Consider the following 20,236-nt stretch of genomic DNA (forward strand, 5'->3'; position numbering starts at 1 on the left):
GCCAGCTTTGTCAAAACCTGGCACTCAGCAACGGAAGCATCATCCCTGATATTGCCGAGTAAATCATAACGTATTATTGTGCAAAGTATCTCATTAGTTACAATTGAAATAATACTTTTTGACATTCGTTCACATGAGAAATTTTTTGTTTCCTACCGTCTTTGCGCTTTAAATTAGTCAGGTCAATTGGATTATTTGATTACAAAAAAACAATGACATGTTCAATTTTACAAAAAATATCCCAAATAATGTCAGTCTTCGTTAAAAGAAATTGGGTTCAATATCAAGCTCAACGCCAAATTTCGATAAAACATCAGCACGAATCTGCTGCGCCAAAGCACGTACTTCGGCGCCGGTTGCGTTGCCGCGGTTCACCAACACCAGCGCCTGCTTTTCATATACCCCCGCAGCACCTAAATTGCGCCCCTTCCAACCAGCTTGTTCAATTAACCAACCCGCTGCAAGTTTAAATTTTCCGTCAGTTTGTAAATAACTCACCAGCCCTGGATATCGCTCCAAGAGAGAGTACCTTTGTAAGGCCGACACCACAGGATTTTTAAAAAAACTACCTACATTGCCAATGACTCTCGGGTCTGGCAACTTAGCCTGCCGAATGGCGATAATTGCGTCACTCACATCCTTCGCATCCGGTTGCAAAATTTTGGCCTGTTCTAACCATTTGGCAACATCGGCATACGCGAGTTTTGCTTGCCACAATTTTGGCAAGGCAAAAGTCACATTCAAAATAACCATACGGTCACGCAAATGTTGTTTAAATACGCTGTCCCGATAAGCAAAAGAACATGCCGCTTTATCCATCACCACTACTTCGCCAGTCTCAAAATCAAACGCTTCAAGTTGGTGAAATACGTCTTGAATTTCGACGCCATAAGCGCCGATATTTTGTACAGGAGCTGCACCTATAGTGCCAGGAATGAGTGACAAATTCTCTAATCCCGACCAACCTTGGTGCAATGTCCACATGACAAAATCATGCCAATTCTCTCCGGCAGCGGCTTGCACATAGTAAAACTCAGTGTCTTCGGACAACATTTTTTTGCCCTGCAGGCACATTTGTAATACCAAGGCATCAATCTGATCAGATAAGACTAAATTACTGCCGCCACCAAGTATCAAACGTGGCAGCTTAGTTAATGATAAATCATTGCGGATGGCAGTTAATTGCGCCAGCTCAACAACCGGCAAAAAGTGCGTTGCCTGCGCAGCAATACCAAAAGTATTGAGTTTTTGCAGGGAAACATCATGGAAAAGGGAAATAAGATTCTTCATAGGCTGTAAATTATAGCTGCTAGGCATTGTGAACGCCCCGCATTTGATAAAATGCGCTATGTTTATTTATTCACCAAGGAAGTAATATGCCCTCATTTGATACCGTCTCTGAAGCAAACATGGAAGAAGTAAAGAATGCGGTAACGCAATCGAACAAATTGATCACGAATCGCTTCGACCTCAAGGGTACCAGCGCCAAAATCGAGCTCAAAGATAAAGAGCGCGAAATCATCGTTTTCGGTGACTCCGATTTCCATTTGGATCAAATCAACATTGAATTAACGCAAACCCTTGGAAAGCGTAAAGTTGATGTGCGTTTCCTCGATATGGGTAAAGTAGAAAAAATTGGCGGCGACAAGGTAAAGCAAGTGATCAAAGTCAAAAATGGTATCGAAACAGAAGATGCAAAAAAAATCGTCAAAGCAATCAAGGACAGTAAATTGAAAGTGCAAGCCAGCATTCAGGGTGATGCTGTGCGTGTGCAAGGCGCGAAGCGTGACGATTTACAGGCTGCGATGGCTTTGCTACGTAAAGAAATCAAAGATTTGCCGCTCGAGTTTAATAATTTCCGTGATTGATTGAATCTGCCTGAACGTTGCCGAATAAAATGCTAGGGCGGCTGTGGACTAAAGCGATCTATTTTTTAGTCTTCTATAGCTGCCTATTTTCTGTGCTGTTCGCCTAAAAGGCTTGCCATGAATTGCCTGTCCGCGTTTTTTTTACTGGTTTTAATCGGTTACAACGCCTCCGTTCACGCTACGGAAGTTGGGGTCGTTGGCTTATTTCCTGGTAAAGCGATTCTGGTGGTGGATGGCGGACCACCAAAAACATATAACGTCGGCAGCATGATAAGCAACGATACAAAATTGCTCGATGTTGACCACGACAGCGCCACCATTATCAGTAATGGCAAACGTTCTGTACTAGCAATGGGTCAGGCAGTCGCCCGCGCCGCACCAGGCAGGGGCAACCAGGTCATCCTGCAAGCAGGTGACCATGGTCACTTCATTGCCAACGCGAGTATTAATGGCATCAGTGTCAAAATGATGGTCGATACTGGCGCCAGTCTGGTAACCCTTCCTGCCAGCGATGCAATTCGTCTCGGCATAAATTACACCAATGGCATACGAGGCAGAGTGAGTACCGCTGGTGGCGTAGTCAACGCTTATGGTATTAAGATCGACAGTATCAAGATTGGTGATATCGAACTTTATCAAGTTGACGCAGCGGTTCTCGATTCTGGATTAACCATCCCCTTATTGGGCATGTCATTTTTAAATCGCATGGAAATGCGACGCGAAGGCAATCAAATGACCCTGACCAAGCGATTTTGAACTACTTTTTCAGAAATCATCCAATTCAGAACACGAACGTCGATCGTTGGTTTTTCTCCCATCGACGTCGTGATACAAAGATTTAACTCAATATCCAGCGACGATGTCGATTTAACGACGAATTTGCTCCAACGCAGCAATGGCACCTGCAGCGATTTATTAAATGCAAACTGCACTCGCAAGCGTTACAGCTGCAAGCAATACGGCACTGATGGCTCGAATAAAAGTACAACGCTCCACTTTGATGCTCGCGTTGAATCAAAACGAGCCAGCTTATGCGCAGAACCACCATAAATCAGTCATAAAAACAGTAAAAAAATCATGATTCAGGTGTCATGATTTCTATTCAGTGCACTTGAAAACGAAGCAGTATTAGAATATCCCGGTCATTTTGATCATTTTGATCATTTTGATCATCAATCATGATGATCAAAATCTTAGCTTTTTAGTATGTCGTGCTAGTTGACACATTGATAGACTACTTAGGATGGCGATAATCGATTTGTCACCAGGCTTGAGTCATTTAGACGCCCTATTAAGCCAGATTGCTACAGTGGCAAACCTTGAGGTGTTCGCTGTAAGAGTAAGTAAGCTAAATGAAAAAAACTGAGCCGAGTGATAAACCCGGGACTCAGTTTTCAGATATCGCAATCTTACTGTTTGCGACGACGCGCTGCCGCGAAACCCAAGAGCCCCAAACTTACCAGGACAAGACTCGCAGGTTCAGGGACATCAGAAGGTGCTGGGGCAATAGTATCGAAAGAGATACTAGTGAAGGCATCGACATTTTCCAAAGTAGAAAAACGCGCAACACCAACCGTTCCAGAATAATTTACATCTGCCGAGTAGGTAGCTATTACATTGTTTGAGATATCGAACAACTGAGTAATAGAGTTACCAGTTAATGTACTGATGGTTAGTTTATTTACCGTGGCAAGCGTACTTGTCGATGGAACAGAGAACCAACCATCGACTTCACCATCGTACGTGCCCGCACCTGCCGACAAGCAAGCCCCTTCACATGCGGTAACCAAGCCTTGTGGACTTGATAAATTAAGACCGAGCGATGCCCACGTGGAGCCGTCGACTGCACTATCCTGAGCATGAGTTGTGCTCAGTGTGCTAAAGTCAATCACCGTAGCCTGCGATACAAGCGGAACGCAAACAGCGAATGCCAGTACTGCACGGGAAAGAAATTTATTCATGGAAATGCTTTCAAAAGAGAAAATCTAAATCAATGCAATCTTTTGAAGCAAATACTGTTCCCGCAGATAAACATTATATAAATCAATACGTTACATAAAATTAATTTAACTAATGTAAAAAATTTCGACATTGACTTAATCTTTAATTAATTTTTCTTTACTCCTTATTTCATGACGAATAATCAAGTTCAGCCCAATTAAAAGGCGAAGAAAAAAGTTATTTTCAGGCGTCCGCCAAACTTTTTCCGTTAATTTTAAATAAATTTTACAAAAGTAGCATCCGACGACGCCTGGTGGGTCTTTGGACGCATCTTGAAAACACAAAAGCACCCAACAGTAATCCTCACAAAGCTCGCGTCTTAGCAAGTTTTTGATTGAACCGCCGTGAGGTGCTTTTTACACATCTGAATTTCTCCAGACTGCATTAACCGCTTGAATTTAATTTTTTTTATACCGCTGATTGCACCAGACGGCGCTGCTTTACCGCATTTGCCAAGCCTTCTAAAACGGCAACACTGGAATCCCAATCAATACAGCCATCGGTGACAGATTGGCCATAGATTAATTCTTTACCCGGCACCAGGTCCTGGCGACCAGCAACCAGATGGGATTCGATCATGACGCCGACAATACGTGTGTCGCCCGCAGCAATCTGATTGCCAATATCAGCGCACACAGGAATTTGATTGGCAGGATTTTTGGAACTATTTGCGTGCGACGCATCGATCATCAGGCGTGCCGCCAATCCCGCATTGGCGATATCTTTACAGGCAGCTTCGACGCTAGTAGCATCATAGTTTGGCGTTTTACCACCACGCAAAATGATGTGGCAATCCTCATTACCATTGGTTGAAACAATCGCTGAATGGCCACCTTTAGTGACGGACAAAAAGTGATGCGGCTGCGACGATGCCTTAATCGCGTCGACGGCAATTTTGACGTTACCATCCGTACCGTTTTTAAATCCTACCGGGCACGATAAACCAGAGGCTAATTCTCGATGGACTTGTGACTCAGTAGTACGAGCACCAATAGCGCCCCAACTAATCAGATCAGCAATATATTGTGGACTGATTACGTCCAGATATTCTGTCCCCGCTGGCAAGCCTAATTCATTGATGTTCAATAGCAGTTCACGCGCAATTCGGAGGCCATCGTTGATTCTGAAACTATTGTCCATGTAGGGGTCATTAATCAAACCTTTCCAGCCAACCGTCGTGCGCGGTTTTTCGAAATAGACGCGCATCACAATTTCAAGCTCGCCCGCAAAACGCCCACGTTGGACTGCAAGTTTGCGCGCATATTCCATAGCCGCTTGCGTATCGTGGATTGAGCACGGCCCGATTACGACCATCAACCTGTCATCCTGTCCATGCAAAATTCTATGCAGAGCAGTGCGGGCATTGGCGGCGGTTTCTGAAGCTTTTTCCGAGCAGGAAAACTCACGGATTAAATGTGATGGCGGAACCAGTTCCTTCATTTCGCGAATACGTAAATCATCGGTGCGCTGCATATTTTCTCCTGTGTATTTCAAATTAAGATTATGTAATTAAATTGCAATTGATAAAAACTGGCAAAAAAAAACCGCCATATCTGGCGGTTTTTAAGAATTCTGGTTGGGCTCTTTTTCTTTGCGCGCTTACCTTCTTCCGACCGCCTCAGGCTGGGAATAGCTAAAGTAAAAAAAGAAAAAGAAATGGGTCATTTTCATGAAATTAGGTACTTGGCTTAATTGCCTGTATTTAATTTTGATAAAAGTTTAAAAGTCAGGGTTTGATATTGCATCAAAATTTTGCAATTAGCAAGCCCAAAAATCATAATTTTCGCTTATTTCTTCCACAATGCTGGTGGTTCCGGTGGAATATCGCCATCAGGATAAACATTCATCACAGGATTACTTTTCTCTGCCATTTTAATTTGAGGAGCATTACGACCAACCCAACGACGCAATTCTTTTAAATTAGCAACAATGTCAGCGCGTCCAGGTCCCAAGCGAACGGCGCGTTCTAGCAGATACAAGGCTTTTTCATAGTCACCCTGTGCTGCGACAGCAACTGCCTGATTGTTTAATGCAGACGGATCAAACGGGTTAATTTTTGCCGCTTCGGCAAATTTTTTACTTGCCTCTGCGTTATCTCCCTGCGACAGTTGAAGTCTACCCTCGCTCTGCAAATCGGCTGACCACGAAATACCAGACACAACCGCTAACAGAAGTGCACATAAAGAGCGTAATAAAATTGGATACATACGCATTAATTCCCTAAGTAATACGGCTTTGGCACCACAGGTGGGAACGATACTGGACCACGTTTTGGTTCAAACGTGTAGCGCAAATACACCAGCGCTGCCGCATCAGTAAAGTCACCCGAATTATCAACCGACAAGCGGCCGCCGAATGCAAAGTGCGGACTAATTAAATACTCTGCTGCACCGGCTAAGCGATACTGCACGCCAGTGTGGTTTTGCGCCGCATAAGATGTATTGATGGCAATCTTGGGATTAGCTGCTGCAAACAACTCCAAAGACGTCTGGTCCGCACTCACCAAAGGATAGTAAGGAGCTGAGTCAGTTCTGAAAGACTGCACACCTACGGCCGCTCCTAGCTGATACGACAACTTTCCATTGCGGCCACTGATTTCGACTGGAAAATTCAAAGCGTAATAAGACTGCGGACTAAAATAGCCCCCATTACCATACGTAAAATTTTGCAGGTTCTTCTTATAGAACATGGTCGTCAAATTCACACCAACAGTGACGTTCGTATTTTTGGTCTTATAAGCTCGCCAATACGCACCAGCGCCGAAATCGATCATCGAATTGTTAACAACGTTCGTTCCTAACAGCTCAGCAAACCCAAGGCCACCATAGACGCCACCGTCGTCTGCATTATAACCAACGTCCAGATGCACACCATTTTTGGTCACGCCGCCCCAACTTAAACCATATACCGTATCTTTTGCACCGGCATAGGATAAATAACTGTCTGTGACTGACCGACGAGCAAGTTCTGCAGTAAAGGTAAGATCGTCAACCTGTGTACTCCACCGGACGCCCCCAACAACATTCTTGATAGGGAAACCGATCGGGCTCGAACCTATATCCAATTTAAAACCGGAGAGTTCATAACTCAGGCTGAGGGCGACACCTTTCGCTATCTGATCGATGGATGCAGCATTCGACAAGCCTTGTTGTTGTGCAATCGTTGTAAATGGTACTTTGGCGTATTGGGCCTGCTGGCTCAAAATCACATTCTTACCAAATAAGCCGCCAGTATTCGGGTCATTCAAATATAAAACACCCGGATCAATGACGACCGGAATGATTTTCAATCCAAATTGTCCATAGCCCAAAGTAGACAGGTGAGCTTCCATCGGCATTTCTGTATCTTTTAATTGCGACAAACCGCTCTGCCCACTTCGCGCTCTCGAGGCGAGACCAACCGTCACCTCTGAACGATTAAGTTCATTGAGTGAATCTATCTCTTTCATTAATGCTTCTTCTTCCGGGCTTACATTTTGTACTGCCTGCTTCTTAGCAGAACCAGGCGATGTCGCACTCACACGGGCTCCAGACGTCAGCGTTGTGGCACTCGCCAGGTTCACATTTTGCCCGGCCGATCGAGGCACTGTCGCATTAACTGCACTATATGTCGTGTTTGAGGTAGTTGACATCGGTGACGCTGGCATCATTAAAGCTGGACTCGCAGCCTGACTCGCAGGTAATGCAGGCACACTTCTGAGTGCCGGAGCGTTAGTGCCTGGCACATTGACTGTACTTGCAGGAGCAGAGTAAGCCGCTGCAATCGGCGCCGAGTTCACTATCGCGTTGGTTGATGTCACCGCTGATTTTGTCATGACGCCGGCAGCAACGGCTGGAACAGTCACGGTAGCTGGTGCAACCGTCCTGGATCCTGCCAAAGTTGGCAAGCTATATTGTGCAGGCAGTTGTGGTACTTCACGCAAGATCGGTCCTGCAACAGCTTTATCTACGACCGTATCCGATTTACGATCGGCAAAGGGATTCACTTTAAAATTACCTACGTTGACAACTGTTGGCGCGGGATCGACTAAACGCAAGCCACCAGCACCAGTGTTATCCGATGCTCCAGATAACGGTCTTTGTGCTTGCTCCATTGCCAGCGCTTTTTTAAAGTAACCAAGTGCCTTGCCATTTTGCCCTTGAGCTCTGGCGACATTACCGGCTAACGCGATAAACCTTGGATTATCCGGCTGCAAGCGCATTAACTTATCAAGGTTTTCCTCTGCACCTTTAAAATCCTTCACCTGAATGGCGGCAAACACCAGACCCTGTAAAACTTCTGGATTGTCAGGCTCTGTCTTTAATACTTTGGTATATAACTCGGTCGCGGAATCAACATCACCAGACGAAGAATAAATTCGTGCTAAGGTCAGCAATAACAAATTATCGTCCGGTGTAGTAATCAACATCGGTTGTATGTAGGTATAGGCAGATGCATAATCGCCAGCTTCACGGGCACGCTCGGAATAACGCATTGCTAACGCTTTTTGCAGCTGTTTAAACGAGGTAACTTCATCCTCAGTCAAATTCGGCATCGCGGCAACTTTGCGCATCACCGCTTCCAGTTCAGCTTCTTGATTTACTTGCAACAGCGTCGTTGCATATTGAAGTAACAAGCTGGCGGAAGGCTTAGGGCTATCCTGCACTGCCTGGCGGATAATCGCAAATCCACGATCTGTATCGCCAAGCTTGATATAAAGCGCGGCAACCGTGCCGATAAATTCTGGATCTTTTCCAGCAGCGGCTTCGATTGCGGCTAAAATTTGTTTAACCTGTTCAACATTACCGTGTTTATTTAAAAGGTCGATACGATCAAGCTGAACACGAATCCATAACCGCTTTTGCAACGTGTACATTTCTGATCTACGGGCATTGGCTGGAATACGTTCCAGCGTAATCATACCTTCCCACCAGAGTTGCTGTAACTGACTCAATAGCGCACTGACATACAGTGCCTCAGCTTCTGGTTTTTCGACGTTGGTTAAGGCATCAAGCAGTGCCTGCGCCTGACCCGGCATATTTCGCTTCAAGTAAATTTTCGCCAATGCCATGCGCAACCACGCATCGTCCGGCTTAATCAAAATCGCATCTTCCAAAGCCAATTGAGCGCCATTAATGTCGCCAGCCGCTTCGAGTTGTTTCGCCTTTTCAGCCAACAATGACGACTTCAGATTTTCCAGAATAGCGAGTTGCCTTGGCAACATATGGGGCGCCAATGCCTCCATGTCAGAAAGCCGTTTTTGGACGTCATAGATTCCAATTAAACCATCCAATGCACGCATGTCGGTTTTATCTTGGTTGAATACGCGCTTGTAGTTTTCTTCTGCACCCGCCATATCGTTATCAGCTTTGAGTGCATCGGCAAGTTGCAAAATGCCTGAATGCTCTTTACCGTTGAGCGCAATTGCTTTACGCAATAATGCAATCCCTTTGGCGCTATCATCATCTTCAAAGGCGCTGCGCGCTTCTTCAATGATCGCCCAATAACTTGCGCCTTCATAGGCTTGCTTCCAGTTGGATCGACCTTTAGAAGGTGATAACTTCACTGCTTTTTCTAAATATTTTCTGGATTGAATAAACTCTTCCTGGCGCATTTTCACCAGCCCCATACCGCCATAACCGACAGGGTCTTTCGGGTGCGATTTGATCAAGGACTGAAATTCTTTTTCTGCTGCCGAGACATCATTGTTATCCAAGGCAGCAAAACCTTTCGACTGCCCTCTGGCGAAACTGGTGTCAATATTAGGCTTATTCGGAACTCTTTTTTGTTCTTGAACATCAGACTTTGCTACCTTACCAACGTTACTCAGTTTAGCCTGAATCGTTTTATCGTCAGGATGACGATCCAGATAGGCGCGATAGTATTTACTATTACTTTGTTCAGCCCCCATCCAACTCAAGGCCTGCCGCCACGCTTCATTTGCCGGTTTAGCGACTTCTGGCTTATTGCTTAAATTTTCCAGTATTGCGATGCCTTCATGGCGACTTGTGTCGCGATATGTCAGCGCTTGCGCATAAGCCAGGGCGTATTTTAAATTGCCCGGGTTTTCTTTAACGAGTTTGGCTAAACCAACCTTTGCTTCGTTATAGCCACTCTTAGTCCCCGCCAGCACTTGATAATATTCAAGCGCAGCGTCGCCTTTTAAGCGGGTCGGATCACCAAGTAATCGAAAACTATCCGCAGCAGCTTCAATGTCACCTTGTTGCGCAAGCTTACGTGCGTCTTCAAGCTGACTATTAGCATTTACTGCTCCGCGACGGATCGCTTCATCTACGGGGCGAATTTGTGCCTGACTCGCTTTCAACTCGCGTAGTTTATTGAGATGGATTTTTGCTTGTTCAGGATGACCATTGCGAGCCTCATACATACCCAATGCCACAAGCGCATCGATATTATTAGGATCAAGCTTAAGTAATTTCCCCCAGGCATCAGCCGCATTATCATCACGGCCACGCTGTTCCCAGAATTGAGCTTGTTCAAGTAATTTTTGTTGCAGAGGAGAGTTTGCAAAAGCCGCACCGGACTCAATGTACATTGACAAAAGCGCCAGTACGATCGCTTTTCTTTTGAAAACCATTCATATCCCCTGTTAAATACCTAAATAACTGTGTGACGGTGCCACGTTCAGATCTCGATAATCCGGCGCAAGCCATGATCATCTGACTGACATAAAATTATCGCAAAACCCTGCCAGACATTTTAACCAATCAGACCGCACTATCACGGTCTGATTGACGAAGTCTGTGACGACAATTTGAAATTATGTTGCTTTAGTTGCTTTAGTTGCTTTAGTTGCTTTAGTTGCTTTAGTCGTTACCATCTTCAACATGCAGACGTTGTGCAGCTTTTCTTCTGAGGAAACGGAACAACATCGTTGCAACAATGAGCGTAGCCAGCATCAGGAAAATAATCAATATCACTGGACGAGTAGACAAACTCCATTTAACCCATGTCCACACTGGTAAGTGCCCAGAATAATAAGTATCGCCGATCAATGCATCAACCACTTTATTACCTTTGATCAGTACCAAATCCCCTTGGAATTTGCTCCGGAGATCTGACTTGCTCAGGCCATTGGTCACGCCCAACAAACTCGCACCGTTACCACCCGTCACTACAACGACAGAATGACCAGCAGACAAAGGTGATTCGAATTGCATCATTGCACCAAAGTCGTTTCCAGTTTTCGCTAATAATTCGCCAGAACGACGCTCTACTTCATCAATATCCTTACCTGCCCAGCGATACAAGGTGCGGATAAAACCGCGTGGAATCTGTAAATGATTACCCGTTTCATCCATGCTCAGCGGCATGTATTTTGCCCATTGCTTCAACAAAGGTTGATCGCCGTTTGTAGCAATAACAAGGAAATCTTTGTCGCTATGTTTATCAACGTCAACGGCTCGGATCACAGAGTTATTGATCACTGGATACCCAGTTGACTCGCCCATACGCCCCATTAAATTAAAAAACACCTGCATTTCTTCATTACTTGGACGATCAGGCATCACCACCGCTGATTGCGACAAATCAGCATATTTTGTAAATGGGAAACCAGCATTAGCAATGTAGGCGAGGTTTGGATAAGTCGCATAGTGTGGCATCGCCGAAAAATCGATCGTCGAATCCGGATCAATCGCAGAGCGAACATTATCCAGGTAGACATCACGACACTCTCCGAACTTTGGATAATCGTAATAAAACTGGAATTGCAGTTGATTTTCGGCACCGATCTTGAATAAAGGTACCTGAATTTCTTCTTGGGCGAAGCGATGTCCCTCTTTAAAGAATAACATCACCGACTCTTTAATTTTGCCTTTTTCCGTTTCAGCACCCGACAATGAAAGGGAGCGCACAAATCCACCGTTAATTCCAACGTTCAAAGTCGACTTGTCCAAAGTTGGACGTGGTGTGAAGCGATAGCGCAAATCGATTGGAACACCATCACGTTGCCAAGTGAATAAATCCGGAGCGACTCGCATGTTCAAGCGAATTGTATCTGGATTCAATCCGTTCACCTGAAGGTCATCGACACGCAAGACTTCACCAAATTTGACCGGACGGTTCGTCGGCAACCAGTTCGGCGCGTCGTAGGCATTGCGTAATTCAGGTTCTTTGAAATCACGAATGACTGCGCTTGGACCGGAAAGTACTGATTGCCCCAGCGTTAAAGCTTGTACCGCAATTTTTAACTCAGGATTGTCACGGCCCAATACCAGCAGTAACTTTGCTTTAGGATTAGCTGGGTTCGGCACCACCATCAAAGTAGGTCCGCTGATGGCAGGTATTTGTATGCCGGCGGGTGCTTCCTTGCTCGTAGCGAAAACGATCGCATGTCCCTTCGGCAAACCGTCCGTCGCGACTGGGAAATTTGCACCGCGATAAGAAGCGAGATGACCGAACCAGGAAGCTACAGAACCTGCATTTCGCAACATATCTAATGATGCTTGTTGGGGCAATACGAAAGGTAATTCTAGTAATTTAGAATCACGCTTATCAAAAAAAGGCCCTGGCAGTAACGCCAGATCATTCGCTAGCTCTAAAGAACTCACTGTCAGCTCAAGATAGCTGGTATTACTCAAATGTGCCCACAAGCTGGAATGATAAGGATCTTCACATTCGCGCGTATAGTGGCCGATCAGCTTAAATTTCAGCTGATTAAAATCCGCAAAAAACCGTGGATCAATCGCATCTTCACGTACTATCCCTTTGGCTGTCTCTTTCGGCAAAGGAACTACGCTCACTAACTCGTTGTTGACCAGCACTTTAAGATGCGATAGTTCAGGTAGAAGTGCCGGCGAATATGCCAGTCCATATTTTACCTTGGCGGAAGTGATCACTTCATCGCTACGGACAGTGAAAGGGAAACTTCGCTCACCTTCAATGCCACGTAATTCAACGCTTGAGTCTTGCCCCATTTGCTTGAGGCTGATCGTGTAAACCTTTTGACTTACAGCAGAGGCAGCGTTCGCGTTAGCGGCAACGGAGGACGATACGGCATCGTCATCTTTTTCAGCGACCTGCTCGGTACTAGCTTTGCTTGACTTTGATTTCGCATAAACCTGGTCATGGCCAGTCAGCGACATACCAGCCACAAGCGCTAAAACCAGCGAGCTTCTCGCTGCATATTTTAAAGATAACTTCATTTTGTCTTTTTTCACGATGTCAGTTTCAGTAAGTGTATTCATATGCTAAGACTTCTTCCCCCAATATTGCCTTAGTCCATCGCCAAACCTGACGAACCCCTGCAAACTATGAAAAGCAATTTCCCTCAATCCGTTTAAGGGATGATCAATATCGCGGTTGTCAGACCAATTCAACCAGACGTCCGCGCGCCCAACTGTGCAACTAATTAAATCTTTTTGCTGCTGTAAACTTAAATCCAAAAACTGTACACTTAATACGTTTTTCTTGGCAAAGATAACTTTAGAGGGGAACAAACATTCTCCATTTGTTCCGTATAAAGAAACCATGAGTTCTTCGTCTTTCTGCATGGAGAAACCGTCAGGCACTTTTAACGACATGCCGCCCATGGAAAAATCTTCTGTCTGGCAAACAATGGAATGCCCATTAGGTAATCGTAAGGTTGCATTTAGCAAAGCACGTACACGATGCGTACGACGAACCTGTTTCGATTCAGTCGCAACCGCCAACGTTGCACCAAGGATAACCAGGTTATAAATGGTCCACAGCATATTCAAAATAACGGTGTCAAGCTCATAGGTATTCCACCAAATTGCCCGTCCAATACCGATCATAAAGCCAACCACATTCAACACCAACATGACGAGGTAAGGCTTGGAAATGGACCAGTCAAAATGTTCTTCCTGAACTAAACCACCTTTCGCCGTCACATTAAAGGTACCAGCCTTAGGATCGATCAAAGCCACAAGAGTAGGTCGGAAAATGTACCAGGCCAGGGTCGCCTCATAGACTTCAGCCCAAAATGAATGTCGATGCTCTCCCTGAATCCGTGAGTTTGTCAGGTTGGCATGCATCAAATGGGGCAATGAATAGGCGGCAATCGACAGGGCAGATGCCTTGATAATGTGCACTTCAAAAAATAAGTAGGCGATTGGCGCCAGCAAAAACACCATCCGAGGCAAGCCATAGAAAAAATGCAACATTGCATTGCTATAACAAAGACGCTGACCGAAACTCAAGCCTTTACCAAACAAGGGATTATCAATCCGGAAAATCTGCGCCATACCGCGCGCCCAGCGAATCCGTTGTCCGACGTGAGCAGATAAACTTTCAGTTGCTAAACCTGCTGCTTGCGGCAAAGACAGATAGGCCGTGTTGTAACCCAGTCTTTGCATTTTTAATGCTGTGTGAGCATCTTCAGTAACCGTCTCGACTGCAATCCCTCCAATCTCATCAAGGCAGCTCCTGCGCAAGATGGCACATGAACCACAAAAGAACGTCGCATTCCAAAGGTCATTCCCATCTTGAATCAAACCATAGAAAAGCTCACCTTCGTTCGGGACATGGCGAAACGTTTGCAAATTACGTTCAAATGGATCAGGTGACAGAAAGTGATGGGGTGTTTGTACCATTGATAACTTAGGGTCAATCAAGAACCAGCCCATCGTATACTGCAAAAATGACCGCGTAGGCATGTGATCGCAATCGAAAATTGCGACATATTCGCCATTTGTTCGACTTAAAGCAGCATTAATGTTGCCGGCTTTTGCATATCTGTTGTCGTCACGAGTAAAGCACTGCACACCAATATTTGCAGCAAATTCAGCAAATTCAGGCCGTCTACCATCATCCAAAATCACAATATTCAATTTCTCTGGCGGCCAATCAATTCCCATTGCAGCCATTACCGTTGGCTTAACAACACTTAAATCTTCGTTATATGTTGGGATGAACAAATCAATGGTCGGCCACGTAGATGTGTCAGCCGGCATCATGACCGGCTTGCGCTTAAGTGGCCACGCTGTTTGCAAATATCCCAGTATCAATACTAGCCACGCATATACTTCCGCCAGAACTAAAACGAGAGCAAAAAACAAATCCAGCGGATTTTCGGTATCAATCGTGTAATTAATGCGCCAGTAAATATAACGACTTGTAGCACTAACAGAAAACATGACCATGATCAAAGAAATCAAAGTCCCTGTGTAGCGCCGCAAGTAAAGTGCAGATAAGAAAACAATGGTAGAAAACAAAGCTTGTAACGGCAACTCCATAGGCACACTTATTGCAGCCCAAAACAGAAGAGCCGCAGCAAGCAAGGAAATCGCACGTGGAATCTTGAGTTCCCAGCCGGGCCAATTGACCATAGACAGGCCAAACTCATTAAGTCGGCCATACAAATAACGAGAGTTAAGTATTGAACGCATTAGTCAACCAGTCCAAAGTTTCTCTGCAACCAAGTCGTAAAATACTGCACATCCTGCGTTGCAGAACTGTGCTGTGCATAGTACGAAACGGGCGTCTGACAAGCCAGCGCCTCACTGACGGCCTCATCGCGGTGTATTGCAAAAGGAACAAATTTCACGCCCAAATTAGAACGTAACATACCAAATACATCACGGCAAAGTTGTTTCGATGCATCCATTTGATTTAACAAATAGCAGTATCCTAGAAAATCTTTGCGGCCTTCGGTGTAATGCTGAATTAAGGATTCAATGGAAGGCACTGTCGAATAGGACGCAGCATCGGGTTTGAGAACAACCACCGCAATATTGGCGACTTTTAGTACTTGTTGCAAATACATGCTGGGCCCAGGCGGTGTATCGATCAGTACCACGTCAGTGTCGTCCAATCGTAAAGTATTTAAGTGAGTCAATAGCCAGTCAGGATTTGATTTAATTCTATGTTCAAATATTTCCCGCTGCCTTTCATCCACTGTTCCGTAAGGCAAAAAATCAACGCCATAGCTACTTTCGTGCAACGCATATTGCCATTGCCCATTCAGCAAATCACGCGAACCGATCCCAGTTGGATCATCGTGAGCCATGCCAAAATGTAACCTGAGGGCATTTTGAGGATCAAGGTCAACAACAGTAATTCGTGCGCCGAGACGTGCCAACGAGACCGCAAGGTTCGCAGTTACCGTCGTTTTGCCCACTCCCCCTTTTGGAGAAATAACAGCGACTACCCTCATGGCCTAAATATTTTTTTAAAAAATGAATTAACCGGCGACTCATTGCCGTGCACTGGTTCCTTTTGATTCACTAATCGTCTGAATACATCACCCACAGATTGCGTTTTTGCAGATAGGGAAGAATTACCACTAGAAAATAATCCTTTCGAACTCCCATCAGCAGAAGTCTCAGAAGTAAAAGTCTGGGCAGCCGAATAGCCGACTGGTCTGGCATCGACTTCGAGTTGTCGCTCGTCACCTTGAAACACACTTGAAGCAGTATTAAAATTTAAAACTGGCACCTTCTTTAAGTCAGTTTTGGCAGCAAATTGATCTGCGCCGATAGTTGAATCTGCTGACGAAGTATGCACTTGTTGATTAATGATTGATGGAGTTACATTCTCGGCAGGTGGTCGAACTTTGAGAACCGGAGCGGACGGCGGATTATAAGTCGCTGCTAATTCTTCATTAACTGGAGCGCCGTAACTAACGCCGTCAGCGCCATGAGTGAAATTTTCTGGCACTTCAGTGACTCTGACATCGCGCAAAAGCGGCCAACGTTGTTTTGCTTGTTCGCTATCAATGTCGCGATTAATCTCTTGGTACGAATTAGTAGTTTGCCCAAATTCTTGAAAAAGATTTTTAACGTCATCATCCATAATTTTCACCAGTCCTTTGTAATTTCCAAGTGCGTCATTGTTTGAATTCAACGACGCGTGAAATAAGACGGCTCTTCAAGTTGCTTTTTCAACTCGTAAATAAACAATTGCCCATCTTCCAAAACAGCACCACGTTGGGTCAAGCGCAATGCTTTGTCCATTCCCAAACCGTCAAACCATTGAGAATAAATACCTTCGAGTAGAGCCGGGGACCATTCTAATGCGTCGGCACCAAAGGCAACCTTTAAAGGCGAGGCATGATGAGCGATGACCAAACTATCCGTCTCTTCAATCACTTCCGCCCAGCCCCAATTCAGTAGAGTCCACACGTGATTCATGCCTGCTTCTAATGCCAACAAGCTACTACCATCGCCAATTGAAAATTCCGATGCCATAGTTCGTCCTAATTGATGCATGAAGGCACGTAAATCTTTAACATCGCCTTTAGATGCAAACTCAGCCGAAAACGCCTTCAAAAACGCTCTCCATTGAATAGAGCATTGTTGGTTTTCGTAATATTTAGCATTTGCTGTCGACATAGATGCACACTTCCTTATACTTTTCTGGAACTAAATTTTATGTATTTATCAATCAATCTTAATTGGTTGGCACTGTATCACCACGTCTTATTGATAGTCTACTCACCTTCGATACCGAAATGTCAACAATATATAAAAGTAACAATTTGTAAGAGAAATAGTGCAAATAAGAACTTTTAGGTTATCGTCTTGAAGCTAGCAAAGTAAGGATTAATTGTTAAAAAAATAAAAAATTAAACCAATGTGAATTTTTTATTTCCGATTTCCAACATAGTTTAAAAATTACATCACATTACTCTAGGCCTTAGCAATGCAAATAACAAAATATGTGTTTTATTTAAACATGAATACTGACGATAATTAATATTAATTCAATAATTAGTTATCAGATATCAAAAGAAAATGACATTCGGGCTATTTTTTTGTCATTTTCTATTTTTAGAATAGCAAAACAACAAATACATTGGCGAAAAAAATCGACAATGAAAATGTTAAAAAAAACAATAAGTCGTCTGACTAAGATTAGCAACTTAACGTCAAGTTAAGTAAAAAAATGAAGCTTAAGCAAAAAAAATTTCCATAAAATTACGATTCTTTTTAATTGCTTAACAGTATTTTTTATTCCACTTGAATCTTCATCCGGTAAATTGACTCAGTAATGACTCAAGCTTTTCCTTTAAGACCCGTAAGGATCCATTTAGCAATTGCCTGTAGATTTTCTGCAGCGGCATTAGATGGTTTATAGGCAAGAATTGGACGTTCGAACGCCAATGCTTCCTCGACTTCGGGACTTTCCGGGATCGCATATGGCACTAAGCGATTACCAAGTCGATTAGAAAATAGCGCAATGACATCCTGAGCGAGTTGGCGTTTCGCTGCTTGGTTAATAATATATGCCGAGCCAATTCGCTTTTTTGCGCTACGTGAATAGGATGAGATTAGTTCTTCCATCTCAGGTAAAGTAGAGTAAGAGCCAGCATCGGCCAACATCACAACTAACAAAAAATTAGCGGCGCGCACTGCTTGTCTCAAATAGACCGAGGGCCCAGGTGGCGTATCTAAAATGACCACAGTATCTGGGTGAAGCTTGGCACTGCGCAATTGATTGATGAGCCAATCTTTCTGCCTCTCCAGCGTTGCTTCAAAATTGATCCTGACTGCCTCGCCGCCATTGCCGTATGGCGTGAAATTAACACCAAAGGGGCTAGGATGAGTCACTTCAGCAAGACCACGATGCGAGTCAATTAAACTACTAATACCTTTACAGTCGTTTTGACTTAATCCACCCAAATGCCATTGCATCGCATTTTGTGGATCAAGATCAATAATCAAGGTCGGACGTCCTGTCTGTGCAATACCAGCACCAAGATTTGCTGATATTGTAGTCTTACCTACGCCACCTTTGGCTGAGACAACGGCAATTACAAACATGGGTATAGTCCAAATAAATGACGATTTCAAAAAGTTATTCGACGGTCGATCAGCGATCAGCGATCAAATGATCTAAGTTGAAGTCGCATAGAATTCAAATGAAGCTCGCGACTTTTGTTCAATCATGCGGTTCCGCCAACTGTTAAACTTTCGATTCGCAAACTCGGCTGACCTACGCCAACTGGGAGGCTTTGACCTTCTTTACCACATACGCCGATACCAGAATCAAGACGCAAATCATTACCGATCATTGAAACATGATTCAATACTTCAGGCCCATTGCCAATTAAGGTCGCACCCTTCACAGGATACGTAATTTTGCCATTTTCGATCATATAAGCTTCACTGGCAGAAAATACAAATTTTCCATTCGTTATGTCAACCTGACCGCCGCCAAAATTCACTGCATATAGCCCATTTTTTACTGAAGCCAAAATTTCTTCCGGATCTTTATCACCTGCCAGCATATAGGTGTTTGTCATACGCGGCATAGGAAGATGCGCAAACGACTCGCGACGAGCATTACCCGTCACATGCATTTTCATTAAACGCGCATTCATCGTATCTTGCATATATCCCTTGAGGATACCGTCTTCAATCAAAGTACTACATTGCGTTGGATTACCTTCATCGTCGATATTCAAAGAACCACGGCGGCTCTGCATGGTACCGTCATCTACCACTGTCACGCCTCTGGCGGCTACTCGTTGTCCGATACGTCCTGAGAAAGTACTTGAGCCTTTACGATTAAAATCGCCTTCCAAACCGTGTCCAATTGCTTCGTGCAATAAAACCCCTGGCCATCCTGGCCCGAGTACCACGGTCATTGGGCCCGCAGGTGCTGGGCGTGCATCCAAATTAACCAATGCTGATTTGACTGCTTCGTCTGCATACTGTTCAAGCAACACATCGGAAAAATAGGAGTAATCATAGCGTCCACCGCCGCCGCTCGAACCAGTTTCGCGGCGACCGTTTTGCTCTGCGATAACCGTCACTGAAATGCGCACTAGCGGACGAATATCAGCAGCAATTAACCCATCGCTGCGAGCGACAAGTACAACGTCATATTCACCAGCCAAGCCTGCCATCACCTGGACAATACGTGGATCTTTTGCGCGTGCAATTTTTTCTATCCGCTCAAGTAACAACACTTTTTGATTGGCGTCCAGAGAATGTAAAGGGTCATCACGTAAATATAAATCACGACCATTACCTGCTTGAAAAGATGAAGCGACTTTAATTTTTCCGTTACCCTGGGTCGCTATCGTACGAGTGGCTTTAGCGGCGTCAAACAAGGCTTTTTCTGAAATTTCGTCAGAGTAAGCAAACGCTGTTTTATCACCAGAAATAGCGCGTACGCCGACGCCCTGGTCTATTGAGAAGCTACCGGTTTTAACGATGCCTTCCTCAAGACTCCATCCTTCGCTACGGGTAAATTGAAAATACAAATCGGCGTAATCAACACGATGTGTGAACATCGAACCCAACACTTTGGACAAACGATGTTCATCCAAGCCAAATGGCGTCAACAACACATCACGGGCTATTGCCAAGTGACTCAAAGGCGAATCAGGTAGAATCATGGGTACAAACCAATACTAAAAAAATGCAATTTTGCATTATATTAAATCCAAGCTCCGA

14 protein-coding genes are annotated in these 20,236 nt (G+C 44.6%); 2 read left to right on the top strand and 12 right to left on the bottom strand.

Translation table 11 applies throughout. The annotated features are described in order from the left end of the window. Positions 1–261: 261 nt before the first annotated feature. A complete protein-coding gene (murB, locus tag ACO0K1_RS12060) occupies positions 262–1,317 on the bottom strand; it encodes a UDP-N-acetylmuramate dehydrogenase (protein WP_423025999.1) in 1,056 nt (351 codons plus the stop codon). Between the two features lie 59 nt (positions 1,318–1,376). On the opposite strand from murB, the gene ACO0K1_RS12065 reads away from it, so the two are divergent. After that, positions 1,377–1,868, top strand: coding sequence for a YajQ family cyclic di-GMP-binding protein (locus ACO0K1_RS12065; RefSeq protein WP_423026001.1), 492 nt, complete (start codon positions 1,377–1,379; stop codon positions 1,866–1,868). Between the two features lie 117 nt (positions 1,869–1,985). After that, the gene (locus tag ACO0K1_RS12070) at positions 1,986–2,624 is read left to right on the top strand and encodes a retropepsin-like aspartic protease family protein (RefSeq protein WP_423026003.1); all 639 of its coding nucleotides are present in this window, start codon (positions 1,986–1,988) and stop codon (positions 2,622–2,624) included. A 653-nt stretch (positions 2,625–3,277) separates the two neighbouring features. Here ACO0K1_RS12070 and ACO0K1_RS12075 read toward each other — a convergent pair. From ACO0K1_RS12075 to tldD, 11 genes are all read right to left on the bottom strand, one after another. Further along, positions 3,278–3,829, bottom strand: a complete 552-nt coding sequence (locus ACO0K1_RS12075) for a PEP-CTERM sorting domain-containing protein (RefSeq protein WP_423026005.1) — start codon at positions 3,827–3,829, stop codon at positions 3,278–3,280. Positions 3,830–4,277: 448 nt separating this feature from the next. Continuing rightward, on the bottom strand, positions 4,278–5,342 hold the full coding sequence (aroG, locus tag ACO0K1_RS12080) for a 3-deoxy-7-phosphoheptulonate synthase AroG (RefSeq protein ID WP_423026007.1): 1,065 nt from the start codon (positions 5,340–5,342) through the stop codon (positions 4,278–4,280). A 314-nt stretch (positions 5,343–5,656) separates the two neighbouring features. Next, positions 5,657–6,076: a tetratricopeptide repeat protein gene (locus tag ACO0K1_RS12085; RefSeq protein WP_423026009.1), complete on the bottom strand. Its 420-nt coding sequence runs from the start codon at positions 6,074–6,076 to the stop codon at positions 5,657–5,659. A gap of 5 nt (positions 6,077–6,081) precedes the next feature. Continuing rightward, complete coding sequence (locus tag ACO0K1_RS12090) at positions 6,082–10,446, bottom strand: cellulose synthase subunit BcsC-related outer membrane protein (protein ID WP_423026011.1); 4,365 nt, start codon at positions 10,444–10,446, stop codon at positions 6,082–6,084. Between the two features lie 229 nt (positions 10,447–10,675). Beyond that, complete coding sequence (gene bcsB, locus ACO0K1_RS12095) at positions 10,676–13,057, bottom strand: cellulose biosynthesis cyclic di-GMP-binding regulatory protein BcsB (protein ID WP_423026013.1); 2,382 nt, start codon at positions 13,055–13,057, stop codon at positions 10,676–10,678. 3 nt (positions 13,058–13,060) lie between these two features. Further along, the gene (bcsA, locus tag ACO0K1_RS12100) at positions 13,061–15,220 is read right to left on the bottom strand and encodes a UDP-forming cellulose synthase catalytic subunit (RefSeq protein ID WP_423026015.1); all 2,160 of its coding nucleotides are present in this window, start codon (positions 15,218–15,220) and stop codon (positions 13,061–13,063) included. Continuing rightward, on the bottom strand, positions 15,220–15,987 hold the full coding sequence (bcsQ, locus tag ACO0K1_RS12105) for a cellulose biosynthesis protein BcsQ (protein WP_423026017.1): 768 nt from the start codon (positions 15,985–15,987) through the stop codon (positions 15,220–15,222). Before bcsQ (ACO0K1_RS12105) ends, bcsA begins: the two co-directional genes overlap by 1 nt. Then, positions 15,984–16,625: a cellulose biosynthesis protein BcsP gene (bcsP, locus tag ACO0K1_RS12110; RefSeq protein ID WP_423026019.1), complete on the bottom strand. Its 642-nt coding sequence runs from the start codon at positions 16,623–16,625 to the stop codon at positions 15,984–15,986. Before bcsP ends, bcsQ (ACO0K1_RS12105) begins: the two co-directional genes overlap by 4 nt. Positions 16,626–16,672: 47 nt before the next feature. Next, entirely contained in the window at positions 16,673–17,164 is a 492-nt protein-coding gene (bcsD, locus tag ACO0K1_RS12115) for a cellulose biosynthesis protein BcsD (protein ID WP_423026021.1), read from the bottom strand. A 663-nt stretch (positions 17,165–17,827) separates the two neighbouring features. Beyond that, positions 17,828–18,595, bottom strand: coding sequence for a cellulose biosynthesis protein BcsQ (bcsQ, locus tag ACO0K1_RS12120; RefSeq protein WP_423026023.1), 768 nt, complete (start codon positions 18,593–18,595; stop codon positions 17,828–17,830). A 122-nt stretch (positions 18,596–18,717) separates the two neighbouring features. Continuing rightward, positions 18,718–20,178 carry a metalloprotease TldD gene (gene tldD / locus ACO0K1_RS12125; protein ID WP_423026025.1) on the bottom strand — a complete coding sequence of 487 codons (1,461 nt, stop codon included), beginning with the start codon at positions 20,176–20,178 and terminating at the stop codon, positions 18,718–18,720. Between the last annotated feature and the right edge of the window lie 58 nt (positions 20,179–20,236).

This window comes from Undibacterium sp. SXout20W, assembly GCF_049340285.1.
Lineage (GTDB): Bacteria > Pseudomonadota > Gammaproteobacteria > Burkholderiales > Burkholderiaceae_D > Undibacterium.